The sequence below is a fragment of the Sphingomonas sp. genome, assembly GCF_026460985.1.
Taxonomy (GTDB): Bacteria; Pseudomonadota; Alphaproteobacteria; order Sphingomonadales; family Sphingomonadaceae; genus Sphingomonas.
This window is the reverse complement of sequence record NZ_JAPKNM010000017.1, coordinates 37,259-51,722: the sequence shown is the minus strand read 5'-3', so window position 1 is coordinate 51,722 and position 14,464 is coordinate 37,259. Positions and strand designations below refer to the sequence as shown.

Sequence of the window (14,464 nt, the reverse complement as noted above, 5' to 3'; positions counted from 1 at the left end):
GCGTCGGAGGGGGAGGTAGGCGATACACTCTCCAATTGAGCGCAGGGGTTCCGCCCCCTCCGTCACGCTGCGCGTGCCACCTCCCCCTGGCGGGGGAGGATTGAGAGCCCTCGCTCGGCTGAATGTCGATTCAACCTCAGTTCAGCACTTCGCCCGGCTCGACGCCCCAGAGGTGGGACTGCTCGATATAGCCCGCGCGGCCGCCCACGTCGAAGCGGCACCAGCCGCCTCCGCATTTGCTGATCCGCCCGACCACGCCGGGCTCGACCCGCCAGTTGATATGCGCGCTGAGCTGCGGCGTCGCGCGGAGTTCGGTGACGCCGCCGGTCACGATTGCCGTACGCCGCTCGTCGAGGAAGTTGCGCAGCATCCAGCCCTGGGTGCCGCCGGGATCCTCGACCTTGCGCCACTCGCCATAGACGTCGAGCACCTTGAGCGGCAGGTCGCGGCGCTGGTAGAGCCAGCTCGCCGGATAGTTGCGCCCGGGGCCGGTGCGCATCCGCGCCTTGTCGACGTCGATCGACACCCAATAAGGCGGTTTGCGCTGCGCCACCGCGGGCACGGCTATCCCCAGCACCATTGCCGCCAGTACCAGCCACCCGAAGCGCATTCGATCCCCTTTCATCGCATCCGCTGATACTGCGGGCGCGGCCTGCGCTTCAACCCGTTGACTGCGGCGCCCGCGCCCGCCAATCCGCTCTGAATGGCACAGACCGCGCGCCCTTCCTGTCCCCGCGTGACCGTCACCCGCGCGCTGCCGCAGGCGATCGAGGCGCGCATGTCGGAATTGTTCGACGTCGCGCTCAACGAAAGCGACCTGGCGATGGACCGCGCAGCGCTGGCGGCCGCCATGGCCGATGCCGACGTGTTCGTGCCCACCGTCACCGACCGGATCGACGCGGAACTGATCGCCGCCGCTCCCGATCGCCTCCGCCTGATCGCCAATTACGGCGCGGGCGTCGGCCATATCGACCTCAAGGCAGCGCGCGAGCGCGGCATCACCGTCACCAACACGCCGGGCGTGCTGACCGAGGATACCGCCGACATGGCGATGGCGCTGATCCTCGCCGCGCCGCGCCGGCTGATCGAGGGCGACAAGCTCGTCCGCTCGGGCGAATGGACCGGCTGGCGCCCCACCGGCATGCGCGGCCACCGCATCGGCGGCAAGAAGCTCGGCATCCTCGGCATGGGCCGGATCGGCCAGGCGGTGGCGCAGCGCGCACGCGCCTTCGGCCTGCAGATCCATTACCACAACCGCCACCGCATCCCCGAAGTCGCCGAGGCGCAACTCGGCGCCACCTTCCACGCCGATCTCGACGCGATGCTCGAGGCGGTCGACATCCTGACCATCCACACACCGCACACCCGGACCACCGGCGGGTTGATCGACGCGCACCGGCTCGACCTGCTCGGGCCCCAGGGCTGGCTGATCAACACCGCGCGCGGCGAGATCGTCGATCCCGAGGCTTTGGTCGCCGCGCTCGAAGCCGGCCGCATCGCCGGCGCGGGGCTCGACGTCTATGTGGACGAGCCCGCGGTCGATCCGCGCCTGATCGCGCTCGACAATGTCGTATTGCTCCCGCACCTCGGCTCGGCCACGTTCGAGGGGCGGGAGGCGATGGGTGTCAAGGTGATCGCCAATATCCGCTCCTGGGTCGACGGCCACCGCCCGCCCGACCAGGTCCTCGACGGCTGGCTCTAGGCCGCGTTCCGGCCCGCACGATCAGAGGCCGCGGAGCCACTCCGCGATCATCGCCTGCCCCGCGGCGACCGCGGCGGGCCCATGCGCGCCGTGCGCGTCGCGCAGCCGCTCGGGCGAGGTGCCGGCCTCGGCGATGAAGGCTGGGCCGTTCTCGATCCACGCCTCGAAGCGCGGATCCTCGCCCATCTCGGCATGGAACTGGAGCGCGAGCAGCTCAGAGCCGCGCCGGAACGCCTGATGCGCATAGGACGGGGTCGAGGCGAGCAATTCGACGCCATCGGGCAGATCGAAAGTGTCTCCATGCCAATGCAGCATCGGCACCTTGGCCACGTGGCGGAGCGGCGAATCCGCGCCCCTATCGTTGAGCGTCACCGGCGCGAAGCCGATCTCCTTCACCGGTCCCGGCCGGACTTCCGCGCCCATCGCCGCCGCGATCATCTGCGCGCCCAGGCACACGCCCAAGGTCGGCAGCCCGCGCGCGATCCGCTCGGCGAGCCGCTCGAGCTCGTGCGCGATCCAGGGATGCGCCTCCCGCTCATAGACGCCCATCGGGCCGCCCATCATCAGCAGCAGGTCGGGCGCCTCGAAGTCCAGGTTGGCAAAGCCCGGATCGGTGACGTCGACGCGATCGAGGACATAGCCCGCCGCCTCGATCGGCTCGCGGAACCCGGCGATGCCCTCGAAGGGCGTGTGGCGGATGATGAGACCAGTCTTCATGCGGCCAGACTAGAGAGACCCGGTCGAACCGCCAGCCAAGGGATTCTTGCATCTGGTCAAGAGTAAGCCCCTCCCCTTCAGGGGAGGGGTTGGGGGTGGGGCATGTAAGTCTCACCGAGCCCATCGCCCGCGGACAAGCCCCACCCCAACCCCTCCCCGGAAGGGGAGGGGCTCTTATAGTCTCAATCCCCCGTCAAAATCCGGTCGACCAGCTGCTTCACCGTCGGCACGAACCCGTTCGAATAGAAGGGGTCGCGCTTGAAATTGTACGCGCCGTGGCCCGCGAACATCAAATTCTCGTGCACCGGGCCGCCATGCGCGATGTCCTGCAGCGTCTTCTGGATGCAGAAGCTGCGCGGATCGGCGAGCCGGCCGGTCGAGTTGGTCTCGGTGTCCGCCCAGGACGAGAACTGGCACTGGCTGAGGCAGCCCATGCAGTCGGCCTGATCCTTGCGGATCACGCCCTTCTCTTCCTCGCTGACGAAGACGAGCGTGTTGTCCGGGGTCTTGAGCGCCGAGGTGAAGCCGAGCCCGAACCATTCGCGCGCGCGCAGCAGGTCGTTGCGCGTCACCCAGAAATTCTTGCCCTTCACGCCCACGTCGAGCTGGAAGGTGTGATCGCCGGCATGCTCGGTCGAATAGGCGATCTGCCGCTCGCTGCGTGCCTCGAGGTTGCGCAGGAAGGGATTGCGCACCGCGCTCGAGTAGAAGCCGGTCGGCGAGAAGCGGTGGAGCAGGATATCGCCTTCCTCCAGCTGCATCAGCTCGTTCTTCCACTCCTCGGGGATCGGGCTCTCCTTGGTGAGCAGGGGCCGCGTGCCGAACTGGAACGCGATCTTGCCGAGCTCGGGATTGTCGATCCAGTCGTTCCAGTCGCGAAGGTACCAGACGCCGCCCGCCATCACGATCGGCACGTCGTCCGAAATGCCGCCCTCGCGCATCGTCGTGCGCAGGTCGCGGACGCGCGGATAGGGATCCTGCGGGACCAGGGGATCCTCGGCATTGGACAGGCCGTTATGCCCGCCCGCGAGCCAGGGATCCTCATAGACAACCGCCGCCAGCCATTCCGAAGCCTTGGAATAAGCCCGCTTCCACAGCGCGCGGAAGGCACGGCCCGAGCTGACGATCGGCAGATAGCTGACATTGTACGAAGCTGCGATCTCGCTGAGCTTGTAGGGCATGCCCGCGCCGCAGGTGACCCCCGCCACCATGCCGCGGGTGCGCTCGAGCACGCCGTGCAGCACGCGCTGCGCGCCGCCCATCTCCCACAGCACGTTGATGTTCACCGCGCCCTTGCCGCCGGCGATCTCGAACGCGCGCTTGACCTGCTCGACCGCGCCGTCGATCGCGTACTGGACGAGTTCCTCGTGCCGCTCGCGCCGGGTCAGCGCGCGGTAGATCTGCGGGATGATCTTGCCCTCGGCATCATAGCTGTCGGCATTGACCGCGCTCACGGTGCCGATTCCGCCGGCCGCTGCCCAGGCGCCGGCACTGGCGTGGTTGGTCGCAGCCACCCCCTTGCCACCCTCCACCAGCGGCCAGACTTCGCGACCGTTATAGTTGATGGGGGTCAAACCCTTGAACAAATGTACCTCCGCCCGAAATTTCGCGGAACGCTATACGCAAAACCCGCCAACAAGCGAGCAGCAATCGTTATTGCAATGCGTCAGGGCGTCCCATCGCTGCACCATAAAGCCGCGCATAAGCGGCGATCATCTGCGCCTCATCGAACAACGCACGGGCGCGCTCCCGGTTCTGTCCGCCGATATAGCGCATCGAATCCGGATGCCGCGCCAGCGTGTCGATCCGGTCACGCAGGTCGACTTCGTGGTGCCGCGGCGCCAGGAACGGTTCGTTCTCGGGCGCCACCATCACCGGAATGTCGCCCACCCGGGTCGAGACCACCGGCAGCCCCGCCGCCATCGCCTCGATCACCGAGATCGGCGCCTGCTCGCTCCTCGACGACAATGCGAAGATGTCGAACAGGCCCATATAGCGATGCGGCTCGGGGAGGAATCCGGGCAGGATCAGCTGGTCCTCGATCGCCATCGCCTCGGCGGCATCCAGGATGTTCTGCCGCTCGGGCCCCTCGCCCAGGATCACCAGCTTGAAGCGCGCGTTCACGCCCGCGCAGGCACGCACCAGCATCGGCAGGTCCTTGACCGGCCGCAGACCCGCGACGCAGCCGATGAACACCTCGCCCTCGCGGCGGTTCGCGAGTTGCGGGATCAGGCTCGCATCGGGCTTGCCGGCATAAAGCTTGGTCGCCACGCCGTTGGCGATGCGGTGGACGCGCCCAGCGGGCTGGCGCCAATGCTTCACCGCGACCTTCTCGAGCACATGGCTCGGCACGACCAGCGCATTGGCCGCGGGCAGCGCGATGCGGCGATACATGTTGCGCACCGGATTGAGCCGCTCGGCCTCGTCCTGGTTGAAGCCGTCCTCGTGGTGGACGATCGGCGGCAGTCCCTTGCCGAACACGCGCGCCGCCATCACCCCGTCGATCGCGCCCCAATTATAGGTGAGCACCAGATCGAAGCGCCGCATGAACCGCGCGATCTCCTCATAGCGCTTGGCTGAGGGGCGTCCGGAGAGCGGCGGCGGGTTCTGCGCGATCTCGTACTTGACCCCCCTGGCGATCGCATCGCGTGCATTGAGCTGATCGGGCATCGCCGAGACGATCGTGTGCCGCGCCCTGTCGCCGAACGCGTTCATCAGCCGCACGGCGCGCGATTCCTTGCCGCCGAGGTTGAAGGTGGAGTGCAGGTGAAGGATGTGGATGGGCATATTGGAAGCGGTGCTTAGCTATATCGTCATCCCGGCGAAAGCCGGGACCTCAGGCGACTGAGCGAGCGGCGCGCGATCCCGGCTTTCGCCGGGATGACGGCTACGCCGTCACCTTCCCCAGCAACCGCTCGATCGCCGCCACCACCTCGGGCTCGTCGAGCGTCGGCGCATGCCCCACGCCCGGCACCGTCACCAGCTTCGCGCCGGGCACCCGCGCGAGCATCTTCGCCGCGGTCTCGGCGCTCAATATGTCCGAACGTTCGCCGCGCACGATCAGCACCGGCTTGCCCTTGAGCGCGTCGATGGTCGGCCACATGTCCGGCCCCGCCTCGTTGCCCGGCACGCGGAACGGCTCGGCGATCTTCATGTCGTAGTCGAGCACGATCCGGCCCGAGCTGTTCACTCGGAACAGCCTCTTGGCCATGCGCAGCCAATCCTCGATGCCATAGCCCGGATAGACATCGGCATTGCCCTCGGCGACGCCGCGCGCCGCGTGCATCCAGGTCGGGTGCCACACCGCCTTGCCGACATAGGTGCGGATCCGCGCCAGCCCGCCGGGATCGAGCTCCGGGCCCACATCGTTGAGCACCACGCCCGCCAGCTTCGCGCCGTCGGTGGCCGCGAGCAGCATGGTGACGATGCCGCCCAGCGAGGTGCCCACCGCGACGAAGCGCTCGATCGCCAGCTCGGCGAGCAGGGCCTCGACGTCCTGCAGATAGGTCAGCGGGACATAGGACATCGGATCCTTGGCATAGGCGCTCTCGCCCCTCCCGCGGAACTCGACGAGGAGCACGCGCCGTTCGCCCGCCAGCCGCCCCGCCAGCACCTCGTAATCGCGCGCGTTGCGCGTCAGGCCGGGGAAGCAGAGGACCGGCGGCTTGTCGTCCGCGCCGGCATAATCGCGATAATGCAGGCGCAGGCCGTCCTTCGACCACCAATAGCCATCGCTGTAGTTGCGCCGCTCGCCCATCGGTCCCCATATCGCCGCATGAACTTCACTCCGCAACAGGCGATCCTCGAACTCGGCGATGCCTTTTACGATCCCGTCCCCGCGGCGCGTTTCCCCCAGGCGATCCTGCGCTTCCGCAACGATCGCGCGGCGGCGCAGATCGGGCTCGATCAGTTGAGCGACGCGCAATGGATCGCGCATTTCGGGCGTTTCGAGCCGCTCCCCGGCGCGCTCGAACGGCCCTTGGCGCTGCGCTATCACGGCCACCAGTTCCGCGTGTACAATCCCGAGATCGGCGACGGGCGCGGCTTCCTGTTCGCGCAGATGACCGACGAGCGCGGCCGCCTGATGGACCTCGGCACCAAGGGTTCGGGCCAGACGCCGTACAGCCGCTTCGGCGACGGCCGGCTGACGCTCAAGGGCGGCGTCCGCGAGATCCTCGCCACCGAGATGCTCGAGGGGCTGGGCGTCGAGACCTCGCGCACCTTCTCGCTGATCGAGACCGGCGAGGAGCTCCATCGCGGCGACGAGCCCTCGCCCACCCGCTCGGCAGTGCTCGTCCGGCTCAACCACGGCCATATCCGCATCGGCACCTTCCAGCGGCTCGCTTATTTCCAGGACCTGGAGAATATCGAGCGGCTGACCGGCTATGTGCTCCGCCACTATTTCGGCGAGGAGCCCGGCGACGACGCCCCCCAGCGCCTTCTCGCTTATGTCGCCCGGCGCACCGCGCGCATGGCCGGCCGGTTCATGGCCGCGGGCTTCGTCCATGGGGTGCTCAACAGCGACAACATCAACGTCACCGGCGAGAGCTTCGACTATGGCCCCTGGCGCTTCGCCCCGACCTGGGATCCCGGCTTCATCGCCGCCTATTTCGACCAGGCCGGGCTCTATTCGTTCGGCCGCCAGCCCGAGGCGATCTATTGGGACGTGATGCAGCTCGCCAGCTCGCTCCGGCTGATCGCCGAGGAGGAACCGCTGGTCGAAGCGATGGACGTGTTCCCCGAGGCCTTCCAGCGCGAGGTTGCCGAGGCGATGCTGTGGCGGCTCGGCCTCGTCCCGCGCGGCGTGGAGCACGACCGGCCGCTGGTCGGCGCGATCGAGCGCGCGCTGGTCGAGACGGGCACCCCGATCGACCGCTTCTTCTTCCACGGCTTCGGCGGCAAGCTTCCGCCCAGCTACGGCGAACCCTTTGCCGACCTCCGCGCGCAACTCGCGCACTACGCCCCGCGCAAGGGGCGCGACCACGCTTACTGGTCCGGCGACGCCCCTTGCGCGATGCTGATCGACGAGGTCGAGGACATCTGGGCGGCGATCGCGCGCGACGACGACTGGTCGCGCCTCAACGCGAAGGTCGCGGCGATCCGCAGAATGGGCGAAGCGCTCCGCTAAATCCTCCCCCGGAGGGGGAGGTGGCGCGCGTAGCGCGACGGAGGGGTATTCTCCACAGGCGACACGGCTTGGGGAGACTACCTCTCCACCGCTTCGCGGTCCCCCTCCCCCTCCGGGGGAGGATCTCGCGACATAACGCCGCCGGGGGGTTGGCAACCCTTCTCCATTTCGGGCAAGAGCATTGCCATACTTCCGGGGACATCAGCAGAATATAATGCCGGGAACGGAAATCATCTCCACCGAGCCGGCAACGGGCGCCGTGCTCTGGCGCCAGAAGGTCGGCGACGTCGACGCCGAGGTCGCGCATGCGCGGCGCAGCTGGGCCGAATGGGCCGCGCGCCCGCTCACCTACCGGATCGAGGCGCTCCGGCGCTTCGCCAACGTCGTCCGGCAAAAGGCCGACGCCTTCACCGACCTGCTCGCGCGCGAGACCGGCAAGCCGCTCTGGGAGGCGCGCACCGAGGTCGAGACCGTGATCGGCAAGGTCGACATCTCGATCACCGCTTATTCCGAGCGCACCGGCCAGCGCCGGATCGAGGCGCCGATGAACACGCGGCTCGCGCTGCGGCACAAGCCGCACGGCGTGCTCGCGGTGCTCGGCCCCTACAACTTCCCGGCGCACCTTCCCAACGGCCACATCGTCCCCGCCCTGCTCGCCGGCAATGCGGTGGTGTTCAAGCCTTCGGAGAAGACCCCCGCGAGCGGCGCGTTCCTCGTCGATTGCTTCCACGCCGCCGGCATTCCCGAGGGCTGCATCCGCCTGCTGATCGGCGGCCCGGACGAGGGCAAGGCGCTCGCCGCGCATCCCGATATCGACGGGCTGCTGTTCACCGGCTCGGCCAATACCGGGATCGCGCTCAACCGCCAGTTCGCGACGCGGCCCGAGAAGATCCTCGCGCTCGAGATGGGCGGCAACAACCCGATCGTCGTCTGGGACACGCCCGATCTCTATTCGGCCGCCGTGCTCGTCATCCAGTCGGCCTTCACCACCGCGGGCCAGCGCTGCACCGCCGCGCGCCGGCTGATCGTCGACCAGAACCTCTTCGATCCGCTGATGGTCGAGATCAACAAGCTGATCGGCCGCCTGATCATCGGCGAGCCGCATGCCGACCCCGCGCCCTTCATGGGCCCGGTGATCGACAACGACGCCGCCGACATGCTCACCGAGAGCTTCCTCGCGTTGTCGACGATGGGCGGGCGCCCGCTCAAGCACATGGAGCGCCCGATCGAGAGCCGGCCCTTCCTCACTCCCGGCCTGATCGACATGACCCAGGCCAACGACAAGCCCGATGTCGAACTGTTCGGCCCAGTGCTCCAGATCTATCGCAAGGCGACCTTCGAGGAGGCGATCGCGGAGGCCAACGATACGCGCTACGGCCTGTCGGCGTCGCTGGTGAGCCAGAATCCGCGGCTCTACGACCAGTTCTGGGCGAACATCCGCGCCGGCATCGTCAACTGGAACCGCCCCACCAACGGCGCCTCCTCCTCGGCGCCCTTCGGCGGGGTCGGCTGGTCGGGCAACCACCGCCCCAGCGCCTATTACGCCGCGGATTACTGCGCCTATCCGGTGGTCTCGTCGGAATCCGAACAGGCCCGCGCCGCGATCGGGCTGGGACTGCGCGACGCCTGAGCAGCGAGCCGGAGCCATGGCCCGGCATGAAAGACGCTCATCAGCAGGTACATCGGCACCATGCCGCCGAACGGCGACATCGCGCCGCAGAGCATCTCCGCCGCGTCACCGCTGAGCGCAGTGAGCAGCGCCATCAGCGCGAAGCCGGGCGCCGCTGCCAGCCCCAGCCAGTCGGCGGCGCGGCGCACGTTCATGACGCGGTGTCGGCGTTGCGGAAGGCGGCCTCGCCGGCGTCCGACACTTCCACCCATTTGGGATCGGGCGCGGCCTCGGCTTCGTAATTGTCGTGCCAGTTCCACCATTTGTACGTCGGCGTCTGCGGATAGCCTTCGGGCGAATCCTCCCACACTTCCTGCCGGCCGAGCGGAGTCAGGTCGAGATAGCTCCACACCGTCCCCATCGCCTCGTCGCCGCGATTGTTGATGAGATAACTGCGGTAGATCCGCTCGCCGTCGCGGATGAAGACATTGTGGCCGTGCCACTCGTCTACCCCGAAATCCTTGTCGAAATCGTCGGTGATCGTGACCCAGGGCATCTCCCAGCCCATCCGCGCCTTCAATCGCGCGATGTCCGCCTGCGGCGCGCGCGAGGCATAGACGAGCGTCGTGTCGCGCGCGTTCAGATGCGCGAGATGGCTCACCTGATCGGCGCCCAGCGAGCAGCCGCGGCAGGCATGGTCGGGCCAGCCGAACACGCCCGGCTCGAAGAACGCCCGATAGACGATCAGCTGGCGCCGCCCAGCGAACAGGTCGAGCAGCCGCACCTCCCCGTCGGGGCCCTCGAAGACATAGTCCTTCTCGACCGCCATCCACGGCATCCGGCGCCGCTCGGCCGCCAGCGCGTCGCGGGCGCGCGTATGCGCCTTCTCCTTGACGAGCAGCGCCGCGCGCGCCGCCTCCCATTGTTCCGGTGCGACCACAAGGGGATGGCTTTTCGGGAGTTCCGACATGCTCACTGCTCCTCTTCGCCAGTGACCGCGCCGATGCGCGGGACGACCTTGAGCCAGCCGCCGCTCATCCGCTCGTAGGCGGTGTCGTTGCGCGGCAGGACGAAGCCCGAATGGACGAGCCGGAGGCGCGTGCCGCCCTCGGCTTCCTCGAGCGTGAAGGTGACGATCGTGTCGAGGAGCGAGCCATAGCCGGCATTGCCCGCATGCCCGCCCTTCCACGAATAGACGAAGCGCTGGTTGGGGATCGCCTCCAGCACTTCGCACTGGATCGTGCCGTCCCACTCGCCGGCCGGCGTGGTCTGGTAGGTGAAGCGGCTGCCCGGCACCGGCTCGAAGTCGGTCGGCACCATACCCAGCCACCGCGCCATCAGTGCGCCTGAGGTCAGTGTCCGCCAGATCGTCTCCGGCGCGTGCGGGAAGACCTCGTCGACCACGATCTCGCGGGCGCGGGTCTGCAATGTGGTGTCGTTCATGGATCGATCTCCTTGAGAAGCGTACGCAGGTCGGCGAAGCGATCGCGCCAGAAGACGTCGTAATGGCTCAGCCAGTCGAACAGCGGCGCGAGCCCCTCGGGCCGCGCGCGATAGAAGACGTTGCGCCCCTGCGGACGCTCGGCGACCAGCCCGGCCAGCTTGAGCGATTTGAGATGCTGCGACACCGCGCCCTGCGTCACGCCGCTCGCCCGGGTCAGCTCTGCGACGTTGATCTCCTGCGCGCGGGCGACGCGCTCGAACACCGCGCGCCGCGTCGGATCGGCGAGCGCACGCATGACGGAATCGATCGGGCTGGTCTGTAGCATGGCTCATAATTAGCCATCGCTAATGCATTAGTCAATGCTAATGTTTCTAACAGACTCTTCGCCGCTGGACAGAAGGCGAAGCGGCTCGCTATCGGCCGCGCATGCCCGTCATCGCCACCATCATGAACTCCACCACCGGCCAGCCGATCCAGAGGATGACCTTCGGCCGCATGCCCAAGCCCTGGGCCTCGTTCACGCTCGAGAGCGGCGAGCTCGTCACCGCCGACCGCGTCGACATCGGCAAGCCCGCGCCCGGCAAGGTCGTGGTGCCGGTGTCGGTCTGGGTGACCCCGAAGAAATAGCGCCTCGCGCCGCACTCCTCCACGTCATCCCCGCGAAAGCGGGGACCCATCTCGTGCGCGTGCCAAGCGATACAACGGCCGTTGTGCGCGCTGAGGGTGCCGGAGATGGGTCCCCGCTTTCGCGGGGATGACGTGATTGATGGCGTCGCTCCGGCAACATTTTGTTACGATGCCCTGCAAACCGGGCATTGAATCCTTAACCCCCACCCCCTAGATTCAGGCTTGCGGGACCGGGCCCCTCTGGCGGCGGCTTCATCTGAAGCTCCGTGATGTCGGACCGCATCGAGCTAGCTCGGTGCAGGTTTGACGGCTGTCCGTCACCACCCCTCACCGAAGAACCGGCTCGATCGATGTAACTGTCGATGGAGTGGCATGTGAGTAACCTTATCGAGCGGCTGATCGCCGCGCACCGCGTCCTGAACCGCGAAATCCGCCGCGAGCTCGCTCGTCGCGCACCCGATCGCTTGCGCCTGACTCGGCTCAAGAAGGAGCGGCTCGCGATCAAGGACCGGCTGTTCCGCCATTTCCCCGACGCGGCCGAGATGCGCCGCATCGCCCGCGGCGCGATCCGCCGCGCGCGTCACGCCTGAGGAGACCCTTAAGTGGACAATCTTTCCGCCTTCAACCGAAGCGCCGCCGCCGCCGCGCAGGTCCGCTACGATGAGGGCCTGCGCCGGCACATGCTCGGCATCTATCGCAACATGGGGATCGGCCTCGCCATCACCGGCCTGGTCGCCCTGCTCGTCGCCAGCACGCCGCCGCTGGCCGCGTTGATCTTCGGCACGCCGCTGAAGTGGGTCGCGATGCTGGCCCCGCTCGCCTTCATCTTCTTCTTCACCTTCCGGGTGGAGCGGATGACCACCGCCGGCGCGCGCACGGCCTTCTTCGCCTTCGCGGGCGTGATGGGCGTGTCGATGGCGAGCATCTTCTTCGCCTTCACCGGCCCCAGCATCGCGCTGGCCTTCTTCACCGCCGCGGCGATGTTCGCCGGCCTCAGCCTGTGGGGCTACACGACGAAGCGCGACCTGACCGGCATGGGGACCTTCCTCTTCGTCGGCCTGATCGCAGTGATCGGCGCGAGCCTGGTCAATCTGTTCCTCGGCTCGGGCCTGCTCCAGATCGCTCTCTCGGTGGTCGGCGTCGCGGTGTTCGCGGGCCTCACCGCCTGGGATACGCAGCGGCTGAAGAGCGAGTATATCGTCTATGGCAATAGCCAGGCGGCCGAGAAGCTCGCGATCATGGGCGCGCTGTCGCTCTATCTGAACCTCATCAACATGTTCCAGCTGCTGCTGGGGCTCATGGGCGAACGGGAGTAACGTACATGACCGGCAATTTCACCTGCCCCGTCGACGGCACCAAGCTGGTGCCGATGGAGCGCTCGGGGATCGAGATCGATCATTGCCCCAGCTGCCGCGGCGTCTGGCTCGATCGCGGCGAGCTCGACAAGATCATCGAGCGCAACGCCTCGTCGGCGCCTCAGCCCCAGCAGAGCCAGCCGGCGCCCGCGCCCTGGCCCGAGCAGCGCCCGCGCTATGACGATCGCCACCACCAGCAGCATCATGGCGGCCATTACGGCCACAAGCGCCGCAAGTCCTTCCTCGAAGAGCTGTTCGACTAAGCCCCCCTTTCCCCGAACAGCTTGAACCTCGCCCGTCGCCGATCGCTCGGCGGCGGGCTTTTCTTTGCTCCCTCTCCGCCGCTATCGTCACCCGAAACCGGACGGGGAGAGGAAGTCATGGTCACGCGCAGAACGGTGCTCGGCACCGCAGCAGCACTGGCGGCCGCCACGAGCCTGCCCGCCGCCGCCGCCGCGCCGCCCGCCGCCTTCGTCCGGCGCGAAGGCACGCGGCTGACGCTCGACGGCAAGCCCTATCGCTTCGCCGGCGCGAACCTCTGGTACGGCGCCTGGCTCGGTGCATCGGCCGAGTTCGGCAACCGCGATCGCCTCGCCCGCGAGCTCGATGCGCTCGCCGCGATGGGCGTCGCCAACCTGCGCATCCTTGCCTCGGCCGAGACCTCGCCGCTCAAGAACTCGGTCCGCCCCGGCTTCCGCGACCGCGGCAATGTCTGGAACCCCGCGTTGCTCGACGGGCTGGACCATTGCCTCGCCGAAATGGCGAAGCGGAACATGAAGGCCGTGCTCTACCTGACCAATTTCTGGGAATGGTCGGGCGGCATGATGACCTATCTCTATTACGTCACCGGCAAATATATGGACGCGAACGACCCGGCGCATCCCTGGCCCGCCTTCGCCAACGCCACCGCCCAGTTCTACGCGAACCCCAAGGCGGTCGCGCTCTACGACGACTGGGTCCGCGCGATCGTCGGCCGCGCCAATGGCGTGACCGGCACCGCCTATCGCGACGATCCGACGATCATGGCGTGGCAGCTCGCCAATGAGCCCCGCCCCGCCGGCGACGCCGCCACCGCCGCGCCCCTGCTCCCCGCCTTCCATGCCTGGATCCAGGGCACCGCGAGGCTGATCAAGTCGATCGACCGCAACCACCTCGTCTCGACCGGCAGCGAGGGGCTGAAGGGCAGCGTCGAGAGCGCCGACATCTTCCGCAAGACGCATGCCTTCCCCGAGATCGACTATCTCACCACGCATATCTGGCCGCTCAACTGGAGCTGGGTCGACGCGAAGGACATCCCGGGCACCCACGCCGCCGCCACGGCGAAGGTCGCAGAATATCTCCAGCAGCACCAGGCGCTGGCCCGCGAGATCGGCAAGCCGCTGGTGATCGAGGAATTCGGTTATCCACGCGACGGCGGTGGTTACGATCCGGAGGCAAGTACGCACTTCAAGGACCTGTATTACCAGCAGATCTACGACGCGGTGCTCAACAGCGTGCGCACCGGCGGCCCGGTCGCCGGCTCGAATTTCTGGGCGTGGAACGGCGCGGGCCGCGCGGTCCATGGCGACCATCGCTTCCGCCCGGGCGAGACTGCCTGGCTAGGCGATCCGCCGCACGAGCCGCAGGGCTGGTACGGGGTGTTCGACAGCGACGCGAGCACCCGCGCGGTGATCGCGGCGCATGCGAAAGCGCTGGCGACAGTAGGCGAACCGATCGCCTCCTGAAAATCCTCCCCGGAACGGGGAGGGGAACCGCGCCACGCAGTGGCGTGGTGGAGGGGGCCCCGACCTCCTCGAGCGATGTCGCTAGCGGACAGCGGGCCCCCTCCACCATGCTTCGCATGGTCCCCCTCCCCGTTCCGGGGAGGATTTAAAAGCCCCAT

17 protein-coding genes are annotated in these 14,464 nt (G+C 67.8%); 8 read left to right on the top strand and 9 right to left on the bottom strand.

Annotation, left to right across the window (positions count from 1 at the left end):
- Window positions 1-136 precede the first annotated feature (136 nt).
- Window positions 137-610 carry an SH3 domain-containing protein gene (locus tag MT490_RS03695; RefSeq protein ID WP_297384361.1) on the bottom strand — a complete coding sequence of 158 codons (474 nt, stop codon included), beginning with the start codon at window positions 608-610 and terminating at the stop codon, window positions 137-139.
- Between the two features lie 93 nt (window positions 611-703).
- On the opposite strand from MT490_RS03695, the gene MT490_RS03690 reads away from it, so the two are divergent.
- Window positions 704-1,702, top strand: coding sequence for a D-glycerate dehydrogenase (locus tag MT490_RS03690; protein ID WP_297384359.1), 999 nt, complete (start codon window positions 704-706; stop codon window positions 1,700-1,702).
- A 21-nt stretch (window positions 1,703-1,723) separates the two neighbouring features.
- On the opposite strand, the gene MT490_RS03685 is transcribed toward MT490_RS03690, so the two are convergent.
- The 4 genes from MT490_RS03685 to MT490_RS03670 all read right to left on the bottom strand — a co-directional run bounded on the left by MT490_RS03685 (window position 1,724) and on the right by MT490_RS03670 (window position 6,176).
- The gene (locus MT490_RS03685; protein WP_297384357.1) at window positions 1,724-2,419 is read right to left on the bottom strand and encodes a glutamine amidotransferase; all 696 of its coding nucleotides are present in this window, start codon (window positions 2,417-2,419) and stop codon (window positions 1,724-1,726) included.
- A gap of 182 nt (window positions 2,420-2,601) precedes the next feature.
- Window positions 2,602-4,005, bottom strand: a complete 1,404-nt coding sequence (locus MT490_RS03680; RefSeq protein WP_297384355.1) for a nitronate monooxygenase — start codon at window positions 4,003-4,005, stop codon at window positions 2,602-2,604.
- Between the two features lie 67 nt (window positions 4,006-4,072).
- Window positions 4,073-5,206 (bottom strand): glycosyltransferase family 4 protein, encoded by a 1,134-nt coding sequence (locus MT490_RS03675; protein ID WP_297384353.1) that lies wholly within the window; start codon window positions 5,204-5,206, stop codon window positions 4,073-4,075.
- 100 nt (window positions 5,207-5,306) lie between these two features.
- Window positions 5,307-6,176 carry an alpha/beta hydrolase gene (locus MT490_RS03670; protein WP_297384369.1) on the bottom strand — a complete coding sequence of 290 codons (870 nt, stop codon included), beginning with the start codon at window positions 6,174-6,176 and terminating at the stop codon, window positions 5,307-5,309.
- An 18-nt stretch (window positions 6,177-6,194) separates the two neighbouring features.
- Between MT490_RS03670 and MT490_RS03665 the strand changes: the two genes are divergently transcribed.
- Window positions 6,195-7,547 carry a protein adenylyltransferase SelO family protein gene (locus MT490_RS03665; protein WP_297384351.1) on the top strand — a complete coding sequence of 451 codons (1,353 nt, stop codon included), beginning with the start codon at window positions 6,195-6,197 and terminating at the stop codon, window positions 7,545-7,547.
- 214 nt (window positions 7,548-7,761) lie between these two features.
- Window positions 7,762-9,177, top strand: a complete 1,416-nt coding sequence (gene astD / locus MT490_RS03660) for a succinylglutamate-semialdehyde dehydrogenase (RefSeq protein ID WP_297384349.1) — start codon at window positions 7,762-7,764, stop codon at window positions 9,175-9,177.
- Here the strand turns inward: astD and MT490_RS03655 are convergent.
- The 4 genes from MT490_RS03655 to MT490_RS03640 are packed head-to-tail and all read right to left on the bottom strand — an operon-like array spanning window position 9,108 to window position 10,925.
- On the bottom strand, window positions 9,108-9,371 hold the full coding sequence (locus MT490_RS03655; protein WP_297384346.1) for a hypothetical protein: 264 nt from the start codon (window positions 9,369-9,371) through the stop codon (window positions 9,108-9,110). The genes astD and MT490_RS03655 overlap by 70 nt on opposite strands.
- Window positions 9,368-10,126, bottom strand: a complete 759-nt coding sequence (locus MT490_RS03650; RefSeq protein ID WP_297384344.1) for a DUF899 domain-containing protein — start codon at window positions 10,124-10,126, stop codon at window positions 9,368-9,370. The genes MT490_RS03655 and MT490_RS03650 overlap by 4 nt, the downstream gene beginning before the upstream one ends.
- Before the next feature lie 2 nt (window positions 10,127-10,128).
- On the bottom strand, window positions 10,129-10,599 hold the full coding sequence (locus MT490_RS03645; RefSeq protein WP_297384342.1) for an SRPBCC domain-containing protein: 471 nt from the start codon (window positions 10,597-10,599) through the stop codon (window positions 10,129-10,131).
- Window positions 10,596-10,925, bottom strand: a complete 330-nt coding sequence (locus tag MT490_RS03640; RefSeq protein WP_297384340.1) for a metalloregulator ArsR/SmtB family transcription factor — start codon at window positions 10,923-10,925, stop codon at window positions 10,596-10,598. The genes MT490_RS03645 and MT490_RS03640 overlap by 4 nt, the downstream gene beginning before the upstream one ends.
- 101 nt (window positions 10,926-11,026) lie before the next feature.
- On the opposite strand from MT490_RS03640, the gene MT490_RS03635 reads away from it, so the two are divergent.
- From MT490_RS03635 to MT490_RS03615, 5 genes are all read left to right on the top strand, one after another.
- Entirely contained in the window at window positions 11,027-11,227 is a 201-nt protein-coding gene (locus MT490_RS03635) for a hypothetical protein (protein ID WP_297384338.1), read from the top strand.
- Window positions 11,228-11,601: 374 nt separating this feature from the next.
- Window positions 11,602-11,817, top strand: a complete 216-nt coding sequence (locus tag MT490_RS03630; RefSeq protein ID WP_297384337.1) for a YdcH family protein — start codon at window positions 11,602-11,604, stop codon at window positions 11,815-11,817.
- A 90-nt stretch (window positions 11,818-11,907) separates the two neighbouring features.
- Window positions 11,908-12,543 carry a Bax inhibitor-1/YccA family protein gene (locus MT490_RS03625; protein ID WP_297384367.1) on the top strand — a complete coding sequence of 212 codons (636 nt, stop codon included), beginning with the start codon at window positions 11,908-11,910 and terminating at the stop codon, window positions 12,541-12,543.
- Window positions 12,544-12,548: 5 nt separating this feature from the next.
- Window positions 12,549-12,845 (top strand): zf-TFIIB domain-containing protein, encoded by a 297-nt coding sequence (locus MT490_RS03620; protein WP_297384335.1) that lies wholly within the window; start codon window positions 12,549-12,551, stop codon window positions 12,843-12,845.
- A 117-nt stretch (window positions 12,846-12,962) separates the two neighbouring features.
- Entirely contained in the window at window positions 12,963-14,306 is a 1,344-nt protein-coding gene (locus MT490_RS03615) for a cellulase family glycosylhydrolase (protein WP_297384334.1), read from the top strand.
- Window positions 14,307-14,464: the final 158 nt, after the last annotated feature.

Bases quoted from the DNA above. Each gene is read 5' to 3' on its own strand.
- MT490_RS03695 (WP_297384361.1), bottom strand. From the start codon at position 610: ATGCGCTTCGGGTGGCTGGTACTGGCGGCAATGGTGCTGGGGATAGCC.
- MT490_RS03690 (WP_297384359.1), top strand. From the start codon at position 704: ATGGCACAGACCGCGCGCCCTTCCTGTCCCCGCGTGACCGTCACCCGC.
- MT490_RS03685 (WP_297384357.1), bottom strand. From the start codon at position 2,419: ATGAAGACTGGTCTCATCATCCGCCACACGCCCTTCGAGGGCATCGCC.
- MT490_RS03675 (WP_297384353.1), bottom strand. From the start codon at position 5,206: ATGCCCATCCACATCCTTCACCTGCACTCCACCTTCAACCTCGGCGGC.
- MT490_RS03670 (WP_297384369.1), bottom strand. From the start codon at position 6,176: ATGGGCGAGCGGCGCAACTACAGCGATGGCTATTGGTGGTCGAAGGAC.
- MT490_RS03665 (WP_297384351.1), top strand. From the start codon at position 6,195: ATGAACTTCACTCCGCAACAGGCGATCCTCGAACTCGGCGATGCCTTT.
- astD (WP_297384349.1), top strand. From the start codon at position 7,762: ATGCCGGGAACGGAAATCATCTCCACCGAGCCGGCAACGGGCGCCGTG.
- MT490_RS03655 (WP_297384346.1), bottom strand. From the start codon at position 9,371: ATGAACGTGCGCCGCGCCGCCGACTGGCTGGGGCTGGCAGCGGCGCCC.
- MT490_RS03650 (WP_297384344.1), bottom strand. From the start codon at position 10,126: ATGTCGGAACTCCCGAAAAGCCATCCCCTTGTGGTCGCACCGGAACAA.
- MT490_RS03645 (WP_297384342.1), bottom strand. From the start codon at position 10,599: ATGAACGACACCACATTGCAGACCCGCGCCCGCGAGATCGTGGTCGAC.
- MT490_RS03640 (WP_297384340.1), bottom strand. From the start codon at position 10,925: ATGCTACAGACCAGCCCGATCGATTCCGTCATGCGTGCGCTCGCCGAT.
- MT490_RS03635 (WP_297384338.1), top strand. From the start codon at position 11,027: ATGCCCGTCATCGCCACCATCATGAACTCCACCACCGGCCAGCCGATC.
- MT490_RS03625 (WP_297384367.1), top strand. From the start codon at position 11,908: ATGCTCGGCATCTATCGCAACATGGGGATCGGCCTCGCCATCACCGGC.
- MT490_RS03620 (WP_297384335.1), top strand. From the start codon at position 12,549: ATGACCGGCAATTTCACCTGCCCCGTCGACGGCACCAAGCTGGTGCCG.
- MT490_RS03615 (WP_297384334.1), top strand. From the start codon at position 12,963: ATGGTCACGCGCAGAACGGTGCTCGGCACCGCAGCAGCACTGGCGGCC.